At 59.7% G+C, this 19,962-nt stretch carries 14 protein-coding genes and 2 pseudogenes; 8 read left to right on the forward strand and 8 right to left on the reverse strand.

What is annotated here, in order from left to right:
- Positions 1–340: 340 nt before the first annotated feature.
- Positions 341–1,177: a type I methionyl aminopeptidase gene (gene map / locus BN77_RS12535; RefSeq protein ID WP_007532300.1), complete on the reverse strand. Its 837-nt coding sequence runs from the start codon at positions 1,175–1,177 to the stop codon at positions 341–343.
- Positions 1,178–1,566: 389 nt separating this feature from the next.
- Positions 1,567–2,901: a DUF2778 domain-containing protein gene (locus BN77_RS12540; RefSeq protein WP_007532304.1), complete on the reverse strand. Its 1,335-nt coding sequence runs from the start codon at positions 2,899–2,901 to the stop codon at positions 1,567–1,569.
- A gap of 310 nt (positions 2,902–3,211) precedes the next feature.
- On the opposite strand from BN77_RS12540, the pseudogene BN77_RS12545 reads away from it, so the two are divergent.
- Positions 3,212–4,231, forward strand: a pseudogene (locus tag BN77_RS12545) (methyltransferase).
- Positions 4,232–4,256: 25 nt separating this feature from the next.
- Here BN77_RS12545 and phaC read toward each other — a convergent pair.
- On the reverse strand, positions 4,257–6,095 hold the full coding sequence (gene phaC / locus BN77_RS12550) for a class I poly(R)-hydroxyalkanoic acid synthase (RefSeq protein ID WP_007532309.1): 1,839 nt from the start codon (positions 6,093–6,095) through the stop codon (positions 4,257–4,259).
- Positions 6,096–6,249: 154 nt separating this feature from the next.
- Here phaC and BN77_RS12555 point away from each other — a divergent pair, with 154 nt between their 5' ends.
- From BN77_RS12555 to recJ, 4 genes are all read left to right on the forward strand, one after another.
- Entirely contained in the window at positions 6,250–6,666 is a 417-nt protein-coding gene (locus BN77_RS12555; RefSeq protein WP_007532311.1) for a gas vesicle protein GvpG, read from the forward strand.
- Positions 6,667–6,890: 224 nt separating this feature from the next.
- The gene (locus tag BN77_RS12560; protein WP_007532313.1) at positions 6,891–8,108 is read left to right on the forward strand and encodes an LL-diaminopimelate aminotransferase; all 1,218 of its coding nucleotides are present in this window, start codon (positions 6,891–6,893) and stop codon (positions 8,106–8,108) included.
- Between the two features lie 63 nt (positions 8,109–8,171).
- Positions 8,172–9,494, forward strand: a complete 1,323-nt coding sequence (locus BN77_RS12565) for a homoserine dehydrogenase (protein WP_007532315.1) — start codon at positions 8,172–8,174, stop codon at positions 9,492–9,494.
- A gap of 182 nt (positions 9,495–9,676) precedes the next feature.
- The gene (gene recJ, locus BN77_RS12570) at positions 9,677–11,479 is read left to right on the forward strand and encodes a single-stranded-DNA-specific exonuclease RecJ (protein WP_040677106.1); all 1,803 of its coding nucleotides are present in this window, start codon (positions 9,677–9,679) and stop codon (positions 11,477–11,479) included.
- 80 nt (positions 11,480–11,559) lie between these two features.
- On the opposite strand, the gene BN77_RS12575 is transcribed toward recJ, so the two are convergent.
- On the reverse strand, positions 11,560–12,804 hold the full coding sequence (locus tag BN77_RS12575) for a glycosyltransferase family 2 protein (protein ID WP_007532319.1): 1,245 nt from the start codon (positions 12,802–12,804) through the stop codon (positions 11,560–11,562).
- Positions 12,805–13,471: 667 nt separating this feature from the next.
- Here BN77_RS12575 and BN77_RS12585 point away from each other — a divergent pair.
- The gene (locus BN77_RS12585) at positions 13,472–15,244 is read left to right on the forward strand and encodes an adenylate/guanylate cyclase domain-containing protein (protein WP_007532323.1); all 1,773 of its coding nucleotides are present in this window, start codon (positions 13,472–13,474) and stop codon (positions 15,242–15,244) included.
- 48 nt (positions 15,245–15,292) lie between these two features.
- On the opposite strand, the gene BN77_RS12590 is transcribed toward BN77_RS12585, so the two are convergent.
- Together BN77_RS12590 and BN77_RS12595 are read right to left on the reverse strand one after the other, a co-directional pair.
- A complete protein-coding gene (locus BN77_RS12590) occupies positions 15,293–16,090 on the reverse strand; it encodes a lytic murein transglycosylase (protein WP_007532325.1) in 798 nt (265 codons plus the stop codon).
- A 181-nt stretch (positions 16,091–16,271) separates the two neighbouring features.
- A complete protein-coding gene (locus BN77_RS12595; RefSeq protein ID WP_007532327.1) occupies positions 16,272–17,843 on the reverse strand; it encodes a winged helix-turn-helix domain-containing tetratricopeptide repeat protein in 1,572 nt (523 codons plus the stop codon).
- A 120-nt stretch (positions 17,844–17,963) separates the two neighbouring features.
- Between BN77_RS12595 and BN77_RS12600 the strand changes: the two genes are divergently transcribed.
- Both BN77_RS12600 and BN77_RS12605 read left to right on the forward strand, forming a co-directional pair.
- Positions 17,964–18,398 (forward strand): cupin domain-containing protein, encoded by a 435-nt coding sequence (locus tag BN77_RS12600; protein WP_007532329.1) that lies wholly within the window; start codon positions 17,964–17,966, stop codon positions 18,396–18,398.
- A gap of 19 nt (positions 18,399–18,417) precedes the next feature.
- Positions 18,418–18,900, forward strand: a complete 483-nt coding sequence (locus BN77_RS12605) for a RidA family protein (RefSeq protein ID WP_007532330.1) — start codon at positions 18,418–18,420, stop codon at positions 18,898–18,900.
- Positions 18,901–19,165: 265 nt separating this feature from the next.
- On the opposite strand, the pseudogene BN77_RS32090 reads toward BN77_RS12605, so the two are convergent.
- Positions 19,166–19,436, reverse strand: a pseudogene (locus BN77_RS32090) (DUF1348 family protein); the annotation flags it as partial.
- Between the two features lie 14 nt (positions 19,437–19,450).
- On the reverse strand, positions 19,451–19,962 hold a 512-nt coding region (locus BN77_RS12610; RefSeq protein ID WP_040677111.1), incomplete at its 5' end, for a pyridoxamine 5'-phosphate oxidase family protein.

The following is a 19,962-nucleotide window of genomic DNA, read 5'->3' on the forward strand; positions in this document are numbered from 1 at the left end:
GCGACACGCGGGCGATCTTTGCCGCCGCCAGCCACGCGCAGCGCGCCGTCAGCTACCTGCACCATCTGCAGCCCGAAGGGGAGGCGGCGTAAGCCGTCTTCTCTCCTCGACAATGACATTTGGCCTGGACGAACGGCGCAAGTTCTCCAACCGGACAACGTTCAGGTCCCGATATCGCGCCGATGGCCGCGACGCTTCTAAGCAAGCAGTGTCATAAAAGGACCGACGCCCTCTTCTTGGCGGCGTGTTCCGCAAAGAACGAGCGTTCGCTTGCGGCGCTGGCACGAAGGGCAGTTCGGCGTCGTCGGAACGCGAAACAGGCCCGTTTGTCACCAAGCGTTCATCGGTTCAACGGTGGAAGGCCGGGGCGGTCGAGACCACCGGGCGAAAGCGTGAATATCTCGCAGCCGTCGGAAGTCACGCCGACCGTATGTTCGTATTGGGCCGAAAGCGAGCGGTCGCGTGTGACGGCAGTCCAGCCGTCGGCGAGCACCTTCACATGCGGCCTGCCGAGGTTGATCATCGGCTCGATGGTGAAGATCATGCCTTCGCGCAACTCCGGTCCTTCGTTGGCGCGGCCATAATGAAGAATATTCGGGGAGTCGTGGAACAGCGCGCCAACCCCGTGACCGCAGAAGTCGCGCACGACGGAACAACGCTCGGCTTCGGCGTAAGTCTGAATTGCTTCTCCGATCGCGCCGGTGCGGGCGCCGGGCCGCACTGCCGATATGCCGCGCAGGAGCGATTCGTAGGTTACCTCAAGTAACCGCTCGGCTGCGCGCTTGATGGTTCCGACCGGATACATGCGGCTTGAATCGCCGTGCCAGCCATCAACTACGTACGTGACGTCGATGTTGACGATATCACCTTCGCGCAACGGCTTTGCATCTGGAATACCATGGCAGACGACGTGATTAATCGAGGTACAGGTCGATTTCGTGTATCCACGATAGTTAAGGGTCGCCGGGATCGCCCCATTGTCCATGCCGAATTCGAACACAAGGCGATCGATTGCATCTGTTGGCAAGCCCGGCCTCACGATGGAGGCGAGTTCGTCAAGGCAACGTGCGGTCACCTGGCAAGCCTTCCGCATTCCCTCGAAAGCTTCAGGACCGTAGAGCCTGATTGCGCCGGTATTCTTCGATGGCGCGGAAGAGGCTTCGATATAATTCACCATTGCAGGCCCTTAGAATTGTCATTCTGGTACATAATGCAGCTATGCCGGGTTCGTCCATCGCGATCAATGGGTCGAATGTTATTTCTGGCTAGCGGTTGCGTTGAACCGGCACGGCAGTTTTCTGCGGGCCGCACGTGCATTCGCCTCTAGCGATGCTCTGTGCCCGTGGCTTGGTCCTGCATGTCACCTCGGCTCCCACCGCGCGGTTCGCGGTCTATTCCGGCAACTCCGGCCTCGCTGCAGCCGCGGACCATCGCTTGGCCGCCTCCGCCGACCCTGTGTACCATACAGGCGAGCCACACTCGACGCACCATTGCCGCTGCGCCGCTGTGGCGCGAGACGATTTCCTGCGATCCCTGATGCGGAAGCTTCCGTATCCGGCGTCCGGATTAGGAACGCGACGAGAATAGCGAGGCGAAGGTGGACGTTGGCTTGTTCGGCATGCTGGTGACCACCACCAACTGACGGATCTGTCCCCGTTTGAAGGCGGCGAGGAAGCGCTTGTAGTCCCTGAAGGATACGCAGCCATTGGAGTCGCCGCGGGCGCCGAGCATATAGGTATGTGCCAAAAGGCCGACGCGGTTGTAGACGTAGCCGGCACCGCCAACGGGGTTGAGGCGGATAGCCTCGACGCCATGGAAGAGGCTTTCACGCATCGTCAGATTGTAGGTGTGCGGCGGGGTTGGTCCGCGGTTCTTGGCATGCACGTAACGCGGGTTGTCGCGCATCGCGCCGAGGCCGGAATGGGCTTCCAGTCGTTCGCCGTTGGGGAGGTAGACCATGTTGGCGGAAATGTCATAAACCGCGACCCCATTGCGCGCGACGGGGGCTGAAAGTCCCTTTTTCACGGTCGGCATTGCGTCGTCGTCATCGTCGGAAGCTCCAGCATCCGGGCGGGCATAGGCCAACACGGGTTCCGCCGGAGCACTGCGATCACCAGGCGTCGTTCGCTTGGTGAGACCATCGGGCCGGGCCATCGGCAATGGGATCGAGGTATCGCTGCCGCTCAGGACGAGATCGAACGCCTGACTAGCGACGGGAGCCAACGGCACAGTCGGCGCGGGAGACGCAAGACTGGCAATGTCGACCGGACCGGGCTTGGCCGCAGCGGGAGGAACCTGTCCCTTGATGGCGTCAGCGGGCCTTGCGGCAAGCGCCAGCAGGGCAGGTCCTTCCGCGGCTAAAACCTCTTCTTTCGAGGGAATGATGATGCGATCAGCCGAGGCAACAGCAACGAGTGTCGCCGTGACGGCGTCGTCCTTGATCGAACGCGTTGGCGGGGAAGGCGCGGTTGCTGCGGCAACCACTGCCGGCTGCTTGCTCGGAGAGCCTTCAGAAAGAGCGAGAGGTTCGGACTGCCCGATGAATGCTGCTGCGATCGCCGCCGAGGGAGCGGCCACGCGCACACCCTTTGCCTGCGCCAACTCGCTTTCCGTGCTCATTCGCAAGCGCGAGAATTTCTTGATGTGAACGAGGCGCTGTTCAGGCTTGGCTTTGGCAATCGCTGCAGGGGCGAGCGCCGGGTCGGCAAGCCGTCCTGCGCTCGGATGCGGGGCCGGTGCGACCATGTGCATGGTCGCGACCGTGGCGACGATCCACGCCGAAGCGGCAAACCCCGCACCGATAAGAGCTGCACCTGAGAGAAAATGGAAAGAGCGACCGAAGCGAGAAATGGACGTACCTATGGGCCTGGTATTGGCAAAAACATCGACCGCAAACGCCATAACACTTGTCTTTCACAACTCGTTACAAGGCCGGCGGTACTGACAGATTGATAATTTTGTTCGCCGGGGCCGGTATAGGAGCATCGGGGCCAAATTGCGGCTTTGCTAATATGTCCGGTTAGCTGAGAGCATGACGAATTATGGTAACCAATTCCTTTACATGATCGCTCGCGCCGTACGAATTTGAATGCAGAGCTTGTTCGGCATGGCTCCGCGCGCGGCCGGATTTTGCCTGCTTCTTCGTGCCGAGGAATGTGGATCGTGCTATGAATGCCTTCCGTCGGGTGGCTCTGCCTTGGGAGGGAGAACGATGTCTTCGACACAATTGGTTCATGATGAAATCACGCCAGCGTTGCTGGTCGATGCAATGTTTGCTTTTCAAAAAACGGCGGCAATGAAGGCCGCAATCGAATTCGATCTTTTCACGAAGTTTGGCGGCCAAGCTCGCACGGCGGCGATGCTCGCGTCGGAGCTCGATTGCGCCGAGCGCGGAGTGCGCATTCTTTGAGACTTTCTGGTGGTTTCGGGCTTTTTGACGAAGAGCGGCGAGAATTACGCGTTGACACAGTCGAGCCAGGCGTTTCTCGACAAGCGCTCTCCGGCCTATATGGGAGCGGCGATCGATTTCGTGGCTTCGCCGCAGATGCTTTCTTTGTTCTTCGAAAACCCGGCTGCCTTTGTTCGCAATGGTGGCTCCGTCGGTTTGGCCAACGTGGCACCGGACAATCCGATTTGGGTCAAGTTTGCCCGTGCCATGGGTGCGTTTACCGGCGCAAGCGCAAAGGCCTTGGCATCTGACGTAGCGACGTGGTCAAAGCTGCCAAGCAAGGTGCTGGATATCGCGGCCGGTCCCGGCGCATTCGGTATAGAGATCGCCAAGGTGTCGCCGTCGGCCAGTGTAGTTGCTATCGATTGGAAGCCGGTTCTCACAGTGACAGAAGAGAATGCGACCAAAGCAGGCGTCGCCGAGCGCTTCACCTTCTGTCCGGGCAGCGCTTTCGAGGTCGATTGGGGCAGTGGCTATGACCTTATCCTGCTGCCGAACTTCCTCCATCACTTCGATCGAGATGGCTGCGTCACGCTGTTGAAGAAAGCACGTGCTAGCCTCGTGCCGGAAGGCCGGGCGGCGATTGTCGAGTTCGTTCCGAACGAGGACCGCGTATCGCCCGAGTTCCCGGCGGCTTTTGCTTTTGTCATGCTGGCCACGACTCCGAAAGGGGACGCCTATACCGAGCGGGAGCTTACCGAAATGGCCAAATCGGCTGGTTTTCGCGCCATCGAGACGAAGCCGCTGCCGCCGTCCCCGGCCAGCCTGATCTTCCTGGAGTAATAGAGCCGCGACGGTTTCGAGCGCCTCAGGTTCGCTCCATGACATAGCTTCCCGGGGCCTCTTCGATGGCGTTAAGCGCAGCACCGCCGGGCTTTCGGGACGGTACACGCTTGTTGTCCTTCGCTTCGATCCAGGCCTGCCAGTGTGGCCACCACGAGCCGGCATTCTCGGTGGCTTCCGTGAGCCATGTCTCGTAGTCGCCTTTCACGGCGCCGCCCGTCCAGTATTGGTATTTCTTCTTGTCCGGCGGGTTGACGACGCCAGCGATATGGCCCGAGCCCGCCAGCACGAAATCGACCTTGCCGCCGAAGAACTGGCTGCCGAGGAACACCGACTTCGCCGGCGCGATATGGTCTTCGCGGGTTGCGAGATTGTAGATCGGGATCTTGACGTCCTTCAGGGACAGCTTTTGCCCGTCGAGGATCATCTCGTTCGCGGTCAATGCGTTCCTGAGATAGCAGTTGCGCAAGTAGAAGGCGTGGTTTGCCGCCGCCATGCGCGTGGAATCAGCGTTCCAGAAGAGCAGGTCGAAGGGCATCGGATCCTGGCCCTTCAGGTAGTTGTTGACGAAATAGGGCCAGATCAGTTCCGAGGCTCGCAGCATGTTGAAGGCGGTCGCCATCTTCGAGCCGTCGAGATAGCCAATCTCCTCCATATGAGCTTCAAGCCGTCGCAACTGCTCCTCGTCGACGAAGACCTTGAGGTCGCCGGCATAGGTAAAATCCACCTGCGTCGTAAAAAGGGTGGCGGTCTTGATCCGCTTGTTTTTCTCCTTGGCATGCAGCGCCAGCGTTGCGGCAAGCAGTGTGCCGCCGACGCAATAGCCAATGGCGTTCACTTCCTTCTCGCCCGTCGCTTTCTCGATCGTATCGAGGGCAAAGTCGATTCCTTCGCGCGCATAGGCGGCCCAATCCTTTTGAGCGTGGCGCGCGTCGGGATTGACCCAGGAGATTACGAAAACGGTCTGCCCCTGGTCGACGCACCATTTGATAAATGATTTCTGGGGGTTGAGGTCGAGGATGTAGAACTTGTTGATCCACGGCGGGCAGATGAGGAGAGGGCGCTTCAACACCGTCTCTGTCGTCGGCTCATATTGGATGATCTGGCAGATCTCGTTCTGCGCGATCACCTTGCCTGCCGTCAGCGCCATGTCGCGACCGACGGCGAATTTCGTCATGTCGGTCTGGCGAAGCTTTAGGTCGCCGTGGCCGGCGACAATATCTTCGGCGAGCATTTTCATGCCGCGCACCAGATTTTCACCGCTGGTCGCGATGGTTTCTCGGTAGAGCTGCGGGTTGGTGGCAACAAAATTGGTCGGCGAGAGTGCGGCCGTGATTTGCTTCACATAGAAGCCAGCCTTGTGTTTCGTGTGTTCGTCAAGCCCGTCGGTTTCGGCCACCATCTTCTCGGCCCAATCGGCGGTAATCAGGTAAACCTGCTTCAGGAAGTCGAAGAACGGGTTCTTTTGCCAGTCCTCATCGGCAAAGCGCTTGTCCTTGCGGTCCGGCTCTTCAGCCGGCGTCTCGCCCTGCATGCGCTGCATTGAGCGCATCCAGATGCCGAAGTAGCTGCTCATCAGCTGTGTCTGCGCCTCGAAGGTGCGGCGCGGATCCGACATCCAGTATTCGGTGACCTTGGAGAGAGTCTTGACCATGTCGGTCACCGGCTCTGCAGTATTCTCGGCGATTTCACCGCGCTCGCGTGGCGCGAGCCAAGCGGTCGCCGCCTTGCCGAGATTCTCGAGCGCACGGGCGAAATTGATCGCCATCGCCTCGGGGTCTTTCATGAGGTAGGGATCCAGGTCCTTTGCGTTGAAGCCCTGGCTCTTTGCCTTGTCGCCGTATTCCTGCTTGCTGTCGGTCACGCGTCTCCTCCGGCGGCAGCATGTTCCTGCAAATCGAGTTGTACATCTGGAAAGATCGATAAAACAAGTTCCGCTGACGCCCGCTCGTGCTATTGCTTTGTGGCGGCGACGAATTTAACAGTCGAAGCACCGCAGGATTTGGGACCTCTGGCACATGACGAAAAACGGCATTCGCACCATCGCAAACGTGACCCGCATCGCGCTCATTAGCGCCGCCGCGGCGACGATGCTGGCCGGATGCATGGAAACGCCTGCGGAAAAGGCCGCGTTCGCGGCCAGGCAAGCGGCACCGACACCGGTTGTCATGAACGCGACAAAGGGCGAGGCGCCGACACAGAGCGGCCTGTCTCATTATAAGGACGGGTATCCAGGATTCGGTGCTCCACTGACGGCCGCAAACGTCCAGATGGGCGACGAAGAGGCCGGCGGGCTCCAAAAGAAGCTGACGGCACTCGCCGCCCAGCGCAAGGCCGGCACGATTTCGGAAGCCGAGTACCAGCGCCGCGTTGCGGAATTCCGCAAGCTTGCGGCCGAGCACGGCGCCGAAACGCTCTCGGAAATCGCCAATTAGGCCTTGCCTTCGCTGCGATTTGGAAGCAAAGCCTTCCTGCTGTAGCGGAAGATGAATTTTTCCCGATAATGCACGGCCTGCACGGTTTTCCGTCAAAGAAATGCCGTGCGACGCAAGTCTGATGAATACGGCGTTTGTGATTCTGAAGTTCGTATCGCGAACAGCCGGGGATTGGGACGAACTTCGAGCGCGGTCATGGTGGCCGCATTTCCGTGGGGAAAGAAATGGAAGAGTTTCACAAAGTCCGGCGTTTGCCGCCTTACGTTTTCGAACAGGTCAACCGTTTGAAAGCAAGCGCGCGAGCGGGCGGGGCCGATATCATCGATCTCGGCATGGGAAACCCTGACCTTCCGACCCCGAAGGCGATCGTCGACAAGCTCTGCGAAGTCGTCCAGGATCCGCGCACGCATCGCTATTCGTCGTCCAAGGGCATTCCCGGTCTTCGCCGGGCCCAGGCCGCCTACTACGCCCGCCGCTTTGGCGTGAAGCTCAACCCGGACACCCAGGTCGTAGCCACGCTAGGCTCAAAGGAAGGCTTCGCCAACATGGCGCAGGCAATCACTGCGCCAGGCGACGTGATCCTTTGCCCGAACCCGACCTATCCGATTCACGCTTTCGGCTTCCTGATGGCAGGCGGTGTCATCCGGTCGATGTCGGTCGAACCGGACGAGAGCTTCTTCCCGCCGCTGGAGCGTGCGGTCCGTCACTCGATTCCGAAGCCGCTGGCGCTGATTCTCAACTATCCGTCGAACCCGACGGCTTTTGTTGCAACGCTGGACTTCTACAAGGACGTCATTGCCTTCGCCAAGAAGCATGACATTATCGTGCTTTCCGACCTAGCCTATTCCGAGATCTACTTCGAAGGCGAGCCGCCTCCGTCGGTTCTCGAAGTTCCTGGCGCGATGGATGTGACGGTCGAGTTCACCTCGATGTCGAAGACCTTCTCGATGCCGGGCTGGCGCATGGGCTTTGCCGTCGGCAACGAGCGCCTGATCGCGGCGCTGACGCGCGTTAAATCCTACCTCGATTACGGTGCGTTCACGCCGATCCAGGTTGCGGCAACGCATGCGCTGAACGGTGATGGCTCCGATATCGCGGAAGTCCGTAACGTCTACAAGCGCCGCCGTGACGTCATGGTGGATACTTTCGGCAAGGCGGGCTTTGAGGTGCCACCACCGGCGGCGACGATGTTTGCCTGGGCGAAGATCCCGGAGAAGTTCCGACATCTCGGTTCTCTGGAGTTTTCCAAGCTCCTCGTCGAGAAGGCCGACGTGGCGGTTGCGCCAGGCATTGGGTTCGGCGAAATGGGTGATGACTACGTGCGTCTTGCGCTGGTCGAAAACGAACATCGCATCCGCCAGGCAGCCCGCAACATCAAGAAGTTCATGTCGACGGCCGACGAGACGATGCACAACGTCATCTCGCTCAACGCACATCGCTGATATAATCCCTCAACGGCAGCCGCTCAGGCGGCTGTCCTTCATGACACATTTCAGGATCGATCCATGGCAGATGCCCTCAAAATCGGCATTGCGGGCTTGGGCACCGTTGGTGCTTCGCTTGTCCGTATCATTCAGCAGCGCAGCAACGAGCTTGCCGCAACATGTGGGCGCCCGATCCTGATTACGGGGGTTTCCGCCCGTGACAAGACCAAGGATCGTGGTATCGACGTTGGTGGCATCGAATGGTTCGACCGGCCCGAAGATCTGGCGCAGAAGGGCGACATCGACGTCTTCGTGGAGCTCATGGGCGGTGTCGATGGCCCCGCCAATAGTTCGGTGCGCGCGGCGCTTGAGCGTGGTCTCCATGTGGTGACAGCAAACAAGGCCCTGCTTGCCTATCATGGCGTTGAACTGGCGACGATCGCTGAAGACAAGGGCGCGCTGCTGAACTTCGAGGCAGCGGTTGCCGGCGGCATTCCTGTCATCAAGGCGCTGCGCGAATCACTGACGGGTAACACGATTTCCCGCATCTACGGGATCATGAACGGCACCTGCAATTACATCCTGACGAAGATGGAGAAGGAAGGCCTGTCCTTTGCCGACTGCCTGAAGGAAGCGCAGCGCCTCGGCTATGCAGAAGCTGATCCAGCCTTCGACATCGAGGGCAACGACACCGCCCACAAGCTTTCCATTCTCACGACACTTGCCTTTGGAAACCAGATTGCGGCCGACGATATCTATCTCGAAGGCATCACCAACATCTCGATCGAAGACATCCACGCCGCAGCCGATCTCGGCTACCGCATCAAGCTGCTCGGCGTTGCACAGCGGACGGATACCGGCATCGAGCAGCGCGTGCATCCCACCATGGTGCCCGTCGATTCCGTGATTGCGCAGGTCGACGGCGTGACAAATGCCGTTGCGATCGAGTCCGATGTTCTCGGTGAACTGCTGATGGTCGGCCCCGGTGCGGGCGGCAACGCGACGGCTTCGTCCGTTCTCGGTGATATCGCCGACATCGCAAAGAGCCGTCCCGGCGCCCAGCGCGTGCCCGTCCTCGGCCACCCCGCCAAGTCGCTCGAACCCTACCGCAAGGCGCAGATGCGGAGCCACGAAGGCGGATACTTCATTCGCCTGACCGTGCTCGACCGTACGGGCGTGTTCGCAAGCGTCGCCACCCACATGGCGGAAAACCATATCTCGCTGGAATCGATCGTCCAGCGCTCGAAACAGCATCTGGCGCCCTCGCATCACCAGACGATCATCATGGTAACCCACGCGACGACGGAGGAATCCGTTCGCAAGGCGGTCGCCGCGATCAAGGACGAGGGCTACCATGTCGGTGAACCGCAGGTGATCCGCATTGAGCGGCCGAAGGAAGACTGAAAAGTCTCCTGGCTTTTAGAATATTGGCGTTACGAGGGGTGCCCCGGCAGATCTGCAGCGCGCATCCACAGCTAACGTCGCATGTCTTGTCCAAAATCGTTGTGCGGCCGCGCCAAGCCGCTTAAAGCTGCCGATATCACCCGGTCTCGGGGTGGTGACAAGCGATGAGGGCAGCAGACGAGATGGAGATTCCGGCCGATCCGGTACAGCGTGCTTTTCTGGGCGTCGAGAAGTCCATCTTGGACAATCGTTGGATATCGCGCCTGGACCAAGCCGGTCAGAACCGGGCGCTCGCCATGTCCCAGGTGCATGGGCTGCCGGAGCTCATTGCACGCGTTCTCGCCGGTCGTGGTGTTACCGTCGATGAGGCTTTGGAGTTTCTCGACCCAACGCTTCGTGGCCTGATGCCCGATCCTTATACCCTGACTGATTGTGAGAGGGCGGCCCAGCGGCTTGCCGAAGCGATCCGCAGCCAGCAGAAGGTGGCGATTTTCGGCGACTACGATGTTGACGGGGCTTCCTCGTCGGCCCTCATGTTCCGTTTTCTCAAACACTTTGGCGTCAAGGCTGAGATCTATATTCCCGACCGCATTTTCGAGGGATATGGCCCCAATGCTGCGGCGATCAGCAACCTGATCGACAATGGCGCACGGCTGATCGTGACCGTCGATTGCGGATCGACGAGCCATGATGCACTGGTCGAAGCGGCGAGGCGCAACGTCGACGTCGTGGTTATTGATCACCATCAGGTGACACATGATTTGCCGCCCTGCCATGCGCTGGTCAATCCGAACCGCGAGGACGATCTTTCCGGGCAGGGACATCTTTGTGCTGCCGGTGTCGTATTCCTTGTGCTCGTTGCAACGTTGCGACTGATGCGAGAGGCGGGAGATCCGCGTGCCAGATCGATCGACATGCTGCAATGGCTGGATATTGTCGCCCTTGCGACCGTTTGCGATGTCGTCCCTCTCAAGGGCCTGAACCGAGCCTATGTGGTCAAGGGCCTGATCGCTGCACGCCATCAGGGCAATGCGGGCCTGTCGGCGCTGTTTCGCAAAGCCGGCCTTGCCGGGCCGGTAACGCCCTATCATTTCGGCTTCCTGATCGGCCCGCGTATCAATGCGGGTGGACGCATCGGTGACGCCGCGCTCGGCAGCCGCCTCCTCACCCTCGATGATCCGGGCCAGGCCGAGATGATCGCGCAGCAGCTTGATGACCTCAATCGCGACCGGCAAGCGATGGAAGCCGCGATGCTTCAGGAGGCGGAGGCCGAGGCGATGGCGGAATATGGGGACGGCGAGGGGGCCTCGGTCATTGTCACAGCGCAAGAGAAGTGGCATCCCGGCATTGTCGGCCTTATCGCCGCCCGTCTCAAAGAGCGGTTCAAGCGCCCGGCCTTTGCAATTGCCTTCGATCCGTCCGGCAAGGGCACTGGCTCAGGGCGTTCCATCAATGGCTTCGATATGGGAAAAATGGTACGCGCGGCTGTGGACGAGGGTTTGCTGGTCAAGGGCGGTGGTCACGCCATGGCTGCCGGCCTCACGGTTGAGCGCGACAAGCTGGGTCTTCTGCGCAGCTTTTTTGACGAACGCGCCGAAAAGACCGTCGCAGCGCTTGTGGCAAACGAGACACTGAAGATAGACGGCGCGATTGCCGCCAGCGGTGCAACCATCGATCTGATTGATCGCCTCGAGACGGCAGGGCCTTACGGCTCTGGTCATTCTCAGCCGCTTTTTGCCGTTCCCGCTCATCGCCTTCGCGATTCCCGCCTGGTCGGCGAGAAACATGTGAAGGTGACGCTCGAAGCCATGGACGGTGCCCGTCTCGACGGAATAGCCTTTCGAGCGGCTGATACCCAACTCGGCAACCTGTTGCTGAATTCAAGGGGCTCCAGCTTGCACGTTGCAGGCTCGCTTGGCGCAGACCACTACCAGGGCTCACGACGCGTTCAACTTCGTGTTCACGACGCCGCACCGGCCCGGTGAACCGGCCCGTCAGTGGAACGGCCGTTCCTTTGAACGGCCGTGCTCAGGCGCAAGCTCTGCGCTCTTGTACAGCCACTGCCTCAAATGAGAATGTGCTGCGTCAAGTCGCTTTCGATGAAGATCAAATTGGGCTTGTAGCCAAGCTCAAGGAATTTGTCGCGGCGCGTCATATCGGCGGCAAAGACGATGGTATTTTCGATACGAGCTGGACCATGCGTCTCGAGGTCGGTCGTAATTTCGATCTGTGGCTCCAAACCGACATCGCGAAGGATTTCGGAGATCAGATTCGGATCCGCCATTCCGCTGAGAATGAGCTGTTCAATTCCGGCCGTCGCATTGACCTGATAGGCGAGGGTCTGCATCGAAACCAGCATCGGGAAGGATTCGCGTAATGTCTTGACGTCTGGATGGTGGCTCATGCCGCCGAGCGCCAAGCGCGTATAGAGTTCGTAAGCCTTGATGAAATCCTTCCGTATCGCCCAAAACCGTATCGCAACAGCCATACGATTAAGGGTAAAGATCCTGCACATCTCCTCATAGATCGCGCGCGATTCCGGCCCCGTGTTGAGCTTCCCGCGCTTGGCGGCAATGTAGAGGAAATACTCGAGCCCGCCGCGATATTTGTCCCACGCCACCATGACTTCCTCATTGCCGGTCTGTGATCGGTTGGGCGCCAATTTGGACACGGCGACAGAGCGATAAAAGGGCTGTTTCAAGAAGGCGACGGCGCCTTGATCGAGAACGTGTGCGAGATAAGCAAAGTAGCAGAAGCAGAAATCACGTGGCACCCAAGTGGATCGAAGTGCCGACGACCGATAGATGGCGATTTCAGGAAAAATGTGCCTCTCACAGATAAACCTGAAGACCTCGACAAATTCATGTCGGGCAAACTTGATGTCCTCGTCGACCTGGTAGAACGCGGTGAGATCACGATCCGCGATTTCATCGTACAGATACCACGAAGCGTGACATGCCGATACGTCGGAATGAGCGTCGAGGTACGCTACAGCTGCCTTTACGCCGTCTGGAATCAAGAAGTCATCGTCGGCAAGATAGATCGAATATTCCCCAACCGCGTGGTGGAAGGCACTTGCGACATTCTTGTAGGGGCCGCCGTTGATGGCGCGGCGGAAATAGCGAATGGGTAAACCCCTCGCGATGAACTCGTCGACGACCTGCTTCGTATTGTCGCTCGAGGCATTATCCGAAATCACGATCTCGTACGGGAAGTCGAAGTCGTAGGTTTCACAATGCTCAAGCGCGTTGCGAAGGTAGGCCTCCCGATTATAGGTCGGGACGCAGATGCTGAGTTTGATGCCGTTCAATTGAATCGTCTCCGAGCGGGTCAGGTCAGTGGCTTTTGGTCATTGCATTGGTCAACAACGCGTTCGCGCTGTCAGGCGAAATGGGCGAGAACACACGAATGGCGCTGATCATGATTTCAAAGCCAGACCGCGCGCTCGCGGAGCGCCCGGGCGACGGCCGCTTCATGCCTTCGACGGGGAGCCGACCCCGAACGACAATCAGGACTTTCACCAAGATCGACTCCGCAACAGCGATATCTGCGCGGCTCGGTGCCGGCAAAGATCTTGGAAACGACATCTATAAGGCTGAGTTGGAGCGAGGCTTGCCTTTGCGGCGTAGGCGACAACCCGAATATGTAAGACGGAAGAAAATTAGAGAGACCCGCCGACGTCAAAGCCGTGAAAAAGGGGGCCCGTCGCGACGCAAAGCGCATGAACGATAGCACTGGGACAGCTCGTCTGAGGTCATACTTAGCGGACTTTCATCGACCAAACAGCATCGGGCAGCTTCGCGCCCTCATCTCAGCCGCTGGGGCAAGCTTTGCCGTTGCTGCCCGAAAGCAGACAACGTCGGCGAACACGATGTAGGTCGCAGATGCACCAGAGATATTGATCTCAGCCGAGATCGCTCCGGGAAGAAGTTCCCCTGTCTCTGTCTTCCTGCTATCGTGGAGATGAGGGACGGCTCATGAGTGAGAACCGCAAGCTGGCCGCAATTCTGGCCGCCGACGTAGTCGGATACAGCCGGCTCGCCAGCGAGGACGAAGATCGCACCCTGGCAAGGTTGCGGGCACTGCGCAGCGACCTGATCGATCCAACCATCGCCGTGCACAATGGCCGTGTCATCAAGCGCACCGGCGACGGAGCGCTGGTCGAATTCCGCAGCGTTGTCGATGCCGTGCGCTGCGCCATCGAGGTGCAGAACGGCATGGTCGAGCGCAATGTCGGCGTTCAGCAGGATCGGCGCATCGAGTTCCGGATCGGCATCCATCTGGGGGACGTCGTAGAGGAAAGCGACGGCGACCTGATGGGCGATGGCGTCAACATCGCCTCGCGCCTCGAGGGAATCGCGGCCCCTGGAGCGATTTGCCTGTCCGAAGACGCCTATCGCCAGGTCAAGGCAAAACTCGATCTCTCCGTCAGCGATCTCGGCAACACGCATCTAAAGAACATAGCCGAGCCAATCCGGATCTATTCGCTCCAGGTTGGCGCCGCCGCGCAGGCAAAGCCAGCAGTGACCGCCGGCGCCGTTGCTCGTGCGCCGGCCGCATCGCCGCCGGAGCTCTCGATTGCCGTGCTGCCCTTCGTCAACATGAGCGGCGATGCCGAGCAGGAGTACTTCGCCGACGGCATCTCCGAAGATATCATCACTGCTCTGTCGAAGTTGTCGCAGTTGTTTGTCATCGCTCGCAACTCCTCGTTTACGTTCAAAGGCCGGAACGTGAACGTGCAGGAGGTGGGCCACAGCCTCAACGTCCGCTACGTGCTGGAAGGGAGCGTCCGCAAATCAGGCAATAAGGTGAGGATCACCGCGCAACTCATCGATGCGATCACTGGCGGCCATCAGTGGGCTGAGCGTTTCGATCGCGACTTGAGCGACATCTTCGCGGTGCAGGATGACGTCACGCAGCAGATCGTCGGCGCTCTGGAACTCAAGCTCGCGGTAGGAGACCAGCAGCGGCTCGCGACCGAACAGACCCAAAATCTGGAAGCCTATGACTGCTTCCTGCGGGGCCGTGAACAGATGTGGCGGCTGACGAGAGAGCAGAACATTCTGGGCCGCCAATTGTTGCAACGCGCCATCGATCTGGACCCGAAATTCGCCCCTGCACACGCGTTCCTCGCCGTTTCGCACGGGCTGGCCTACGTCAACCAGTGGAGCGAATCGCCGTCGAAATCGCTGGAACAGGCGAGCTGGTCCGCGACGCAGGCGGTGGCGCTTGACGACCGATATCCGTACGCACATTGGGCGCTGGGCGTCATCAGTTTGTACCTGCGACGTATTGACGTGGCCATCCGGGAGGCTGAACGTGCAATCGCGCTTGCTCCCAACCTTGTCGAGGGCCACGAGACCCTCGGCAACGCGCTTCACTATGCGGGCAGGCCCGACGAGGCCCTCATCTGTTTCGAGCGGGCAATGGCCCTGAATCCATATTATCCCGACATTTTTCTGCACTTTCACGCGCAAGCGCTGTTCCAGCTGGGCAGGTACGAGGAGGCCGTTGTCATCCTGAAGCGCCGGCTTGTCCGCAATCCTGGCACCGACATCTCACGTGTGTTGCTGGCCGCGAGCTATGGTCACTTGGGCCGCTTCGCGGAGGCGCGCGGGGAGTGGGAGGAAGTGTTTCGGATCAATCCCGATTATTCCCTGGAGCACAGGCGCAAAGTGCTGCCCTACAAGAACCCTGCGGATTTCGAACGCATTGTGGACGGTCTGCGTAAAGCTGGCCTCACCAAATGAATGCGTTCCATCGCCCGTAATCGTCCCCCCCAAACTCGATATAATTATCTAGCTGCCGTCGATAGTCTCGCCGATTCTGGCGATCGCCTGCTGATAGACACTCGCGGAGTTCCAGCCAGCGATGGCGCCCATATTGCCCTGATAGCCGCCGCCGGCCCGCCAGCCTTGCGCCCTGAGGAAATTGGCCGTGGACATGAGCGCGGTGCTCTTGTCGCGCATGTTCCTGTTTCCGACGCCGTATTTCAGGATATTCCCAGGCAGAAACCCTGTGTGGCCGATCTCGCCGTGCGTGGCGCCTACCGAGCCGGCACTCAGCACGCCGCTATCGATTAGCTTGAGCGCAGCGATGGCATGCGGCGCGAAAAATTGCGGGCGGCGGCAATCGTAAGCGAGCGTGACGATGGCCGAAACAGTGTTCTGGTTGCCCATGGAGGCGCCGAAATTGGTCTCCATACCCCAGATGGCGAGCAGCACCCCGGCGGGCACGCCGTAGTTGCGCTCGATGTTGTCGAAAAGTGCTGCATTCGCCGTCTTGAGCGAACGGCCCCTGGCAATAATCGCGGACCCACCGCGTCGTCTCATAAAGTCGTCGACCGAGCCGCTGAAAGCCTTGTTGATGGAGCGGTCGGCCCGGATGGTCCCTTCGGCGTATTTTGCACCGGCGAGCGCCGCGAGACCCTTCTCCTTGACGCCAGCGGCCTTTGCCGTCTCGGTAAACTCCGCTTTCCACTGTTCAAATCCGGCAGCGCTTTTGCCGCAGGATGCCGCCTGTGCAACGCACGATAAAAGGCAGAAGGCGAAGGCGCCGGCCGCAGCAATCAACTGTCCCTTAGCAAAGAATGCCATGTTGTTCTCCAAATTTGTTCAATGCCACGGGCGTCGTGCTTGTCCGTGTTGTTGTGCATGGCCGAAAGAGCAGATGGTAGCAGACATTCAGCGATCCGGATCGAGGTTTCGAGCCGACCGGTTTCGGTCGTTGCCGCTCTGCTCGGCAGGAACGTCGCCAAGGGTGGAAACGGTCGTTTGCCTAGTCTTCAGAGATGGCGTTACGATCGGAACCACTCGTTTGATGTTCCGCCTCTCGCAGCAGGCCGTCGAGGCGGATCGCCCATTCCTTGTTGCCATCTCTGAACGGACCAAGTGCATCGCCGGCAGGCTCCGGGAGATCGCCTGCAGCCAAAGAGCAGCGGCGAGCCTCCTCACTATGTCCCAAGGCCCTGTGGCAGCACGCCTCAATGCGCAGCAACGCCGGCCAGTCAGGCCGCGCCTTTAGCGCTGCACGCCCCGTGTCAAGCGCGCCCTCGACGTCGCCCGAAAAGAACAACGCAAGCATTAAGAGACTGAACCAGACCGCGTTCTGCGGATCATGGGGGTTGAGTTCGAGGCCGCGAGCCATCGGCTTTCGCGCGCCGGCCGCATCGCCCACGAAAAGACGGGCCATGCCGAGGACGAGATACCCCAAGGCGAAGCTCGGACCGAGTTCGATGGACCGCTCGGCTGCAAGGATCGCTTGGTCAGCCCTGCCTGTGTAGGCCGACACAATCGCCAGCGCATAGTGCGCATACGGATTGCGGGCATCGAGATATATCGCCCGCAAGGCCGCATCGAGTCCTTCCTTCCCGTCCGCAGCGGGATTTTCTGTCCAGCCATAGGCGATGAGGCCTGCGTTGACCCGCGCCCGCCAGATCTGCGCCTCTGGAAGCATGGGATCGAGCTCCGCGGCCTCTCGGAAGAATCGCCTAGCGAGAAGATGGGTTGGCTGCGTGACCTTGTGAAAATTGAATGTACCTTGCCGTACAAGGTCCCAGGCGGTCACGTTGCCGGTGTGCGGAGCAACCTGAAGTCCATGCCGCAACAGCAGTTCGGGTTCGACTGCCGCTGCGATCCGCTCGGCGATGGCGTCCTGCACCGCAAATACCTCCGCCACCTGAAGATCGTAATGTTCGCACCACACGGTGGCGCCCTTCATTACGTCGGCGAGGTAAACCGATATCCGCATCCGATCGCCTGTATGCCGGATGGCTCCATCCACCAGAAAATCAACGCCAAGTTCGTGCGCGATAGACTTCGGATCCCTAGGGCCCGTCCTCCTTGCGAAACTCGCCCCACGCGATGCGACTCGGAACCATCGGAACCGGGCGAGCGCCATGATCAGGTCGTCGGCGATACCGTCGGCTAGATATTGTCTCTCGGCATCACCTCCAAGATTCTCGAAAGGCAGCACTGCAATCCCGGGGCTGGATCTCGCCTCAGCATGCCCTTCGCTATCAGATCCGTCGGTCCGGCTCTCTGCCGGACCGGAAAACCTGTATCCGACCCGTGGGACCGTGATGATCCAGTCGCCGCCGTCTGATGCCGGGCCGAGCAGCTTGCGAAGGGCAGCAATCTGGACAGAAAGATTACTCTCCTCGACGGCGAGCCCCGGCCAAACGGCATCCATCAGCGCCGACTTGGCGACGACACGCCCATCTGCCGCGAGCAGAACAGCAAGAAGCGAAGCGCCGCGGGCGCCGATGGCAACAGGCCGATTGTCACGGAGAAGACATCCGTTCTCGGTGATGAACTCGAAGGGGCCGAATATAAGATGCTGGGTGTTCATGATTTTGGAATGATACGCCCGATTTCGCAGTTTTCGGAATTTTTCGGCCCTCGTTTCAGGACTCGGGCGGGCTCCGCGCGCAGATTCAGCTCCCATGCAGCAGCTGAGGTGGTGAGAACGATGAAGAACGAAGCGATGCAACCGAATAATGCTCATGCATTAACTGCGAAAATCGTACGCGGCAGTGACAGCTATATCGCCGAGCAGGGATCTGTCTATCGCACGGGAGTCTCGGCGGAGAGCGTCGGATCCAGCATGCTGTGGCTCGGGGTGATCTCGTTACCCGCAGGGAGACGAACCAGCGCCCATCGCCATCAGGGGCACGAGACAGCCCTTCTTATGACCGCGGGCAAAGAGATCGAGATTTGGTCCGGGGCCGAGCTCGAACAGTGCGAAAAGGTCGTCCCCGGCGACTATCTGTTCATTCCGGCCGGTGTTCCGCACGTGGCTGTCAATCGCAGCACGGAAAACGCCGAGTTCCTCGGTGCCCGCAACGACCCCGCAGCGAACGAGAGCGTCGTGCTGATGCCTGAGCTCGACGACATCGTACCCTAATCAGGTCAGGAGGTGCGCCATGGCCATTATCGAACAACGTCTGACCGCTATGGGTCTGGAACTGCCCGACTCTCTGAAAGTCCGCGAGGGGCTGCGTATGCCTTTCGCCTGGGTCCGGGTGCGCGGCACCCGCGCCTACATTTCGGGTCACGTCGCGTGCAACCGGGATGGGACATTGGCAAAACCCCTCGGCAAGGTCGGGGCCGAGGTTTCGCCTGAAGAGGGTTACGCGTCAGCGCGGCTTGTTGCCCTGGCTCATCTCGCAAGCCTCAAGCGGGCTGTCGGAAACCTCGATCGGGTTACGGCTTGGCTGCGCATCTTCGCAATGGTGAACGTCGCTCCGGGTTTCAATGAGACCCCGCTGGTCACAAATGGTTATTCCGATTTGATACTGGAGCTATACGGCCCTGACGCTGGCGCCCACGCCCGATCGTCCATCGGCATGGCCATCCCTTTGAATGCGCCCGTAGCCTGCGAAGCGGAAGTGGAAATTGACGAGTGAGCGCTAAAGGATTGGACGCGGACCGTCGGTTGCTAAGGACGGTCAATGCCAGAAGCAGACATCCGAAACGTCGGTGCAGAGGTGTGGGATCGGCCCAAGCTGCCGGTTGCGGGGAGCGCTCCAGCGTGCATTTGCGCACAGAAGGCCCAATCATGTGGCCAAGATCTAGGCTCGAGACGGCCTTGACCTCAATTGCGTCTTCCTTCGCTGGGAAGGAGCGTTTAGAAAAGGAAATCAAGACTGGCTCCTGAGCCGCCGCCTTTGAGTGCCAGATGAACAGACACAGGCTAACGGCGATACGATTGTCGCTAAGCGCCCAGAGCTCCTTGATCAAACGGTAATCGAGCTTCCGCCGCCATTTTGCCGAAAGGAACGCGACGATTGCTTCCCTCCCGGTGACAAACTCGGCACGATTCCGCCACTGGCTGTCTAGCGTATATGCCAGAGCGACCCTCGCCGGGTCGCGGCTGTTCCAGCCGTCTTCAGCAAGACGAACTTTCTCGACGCCGGTTTCACGTAAAAGGTGGAAGGGGTGGTCATTGCGCTTCAGTCATCTTTCAGGGTTCTCCAACCGTGCGCGCAAAGTCGCGTTTTCGGTTTCCAGTCGCTGCAGTTGCTCACGAAGAGGAGCGACAGCTTGTTCAACCTGCTGCTCGGTGTAGCGCGGGGTGATGTGCTGTGGGCAATTCCAATCGAACGCCTCAAGCCGAAGCTTGAAGATCCGTTCCGCCCGTCCTTTGTAGGTAGGGTCGGACACCAGATCCGTGAGTTCCTGGTCAGCATCAAGCGCCAGTCGCTCCACGTACGCATAAATTTTGAGCCGTGCGCGCCGCACATAATCCATCAAGAACAGGCAGGCTCGATCGTTGGCTGCAAAATTGCCGGCGCTGATGTATTGGCGATTACCCCGGTAGTCGGCGAAGGCCATCGTGCGCTGATCGACGACTTTAAGGAAGCCGGCTTTTCCACCACGGTGTTGAACGTAGGGCCAACCTGTCTCGGAGACCGATGCCATATAGAAGCTGTCACGTGAGGCGATGAAGGCGATTTCGTCTTCGGTGA

It is taken from the genome of Rhizobium mesoamericanum STM3625, from assembly GCF_000312665.1.
GTDB lineage: Bacteria > Pseudomonadota > Alphaproteobacteria > Rhizobiales > Rhizobiaceae > Rhizobium > Rhizobium mesoamericanum.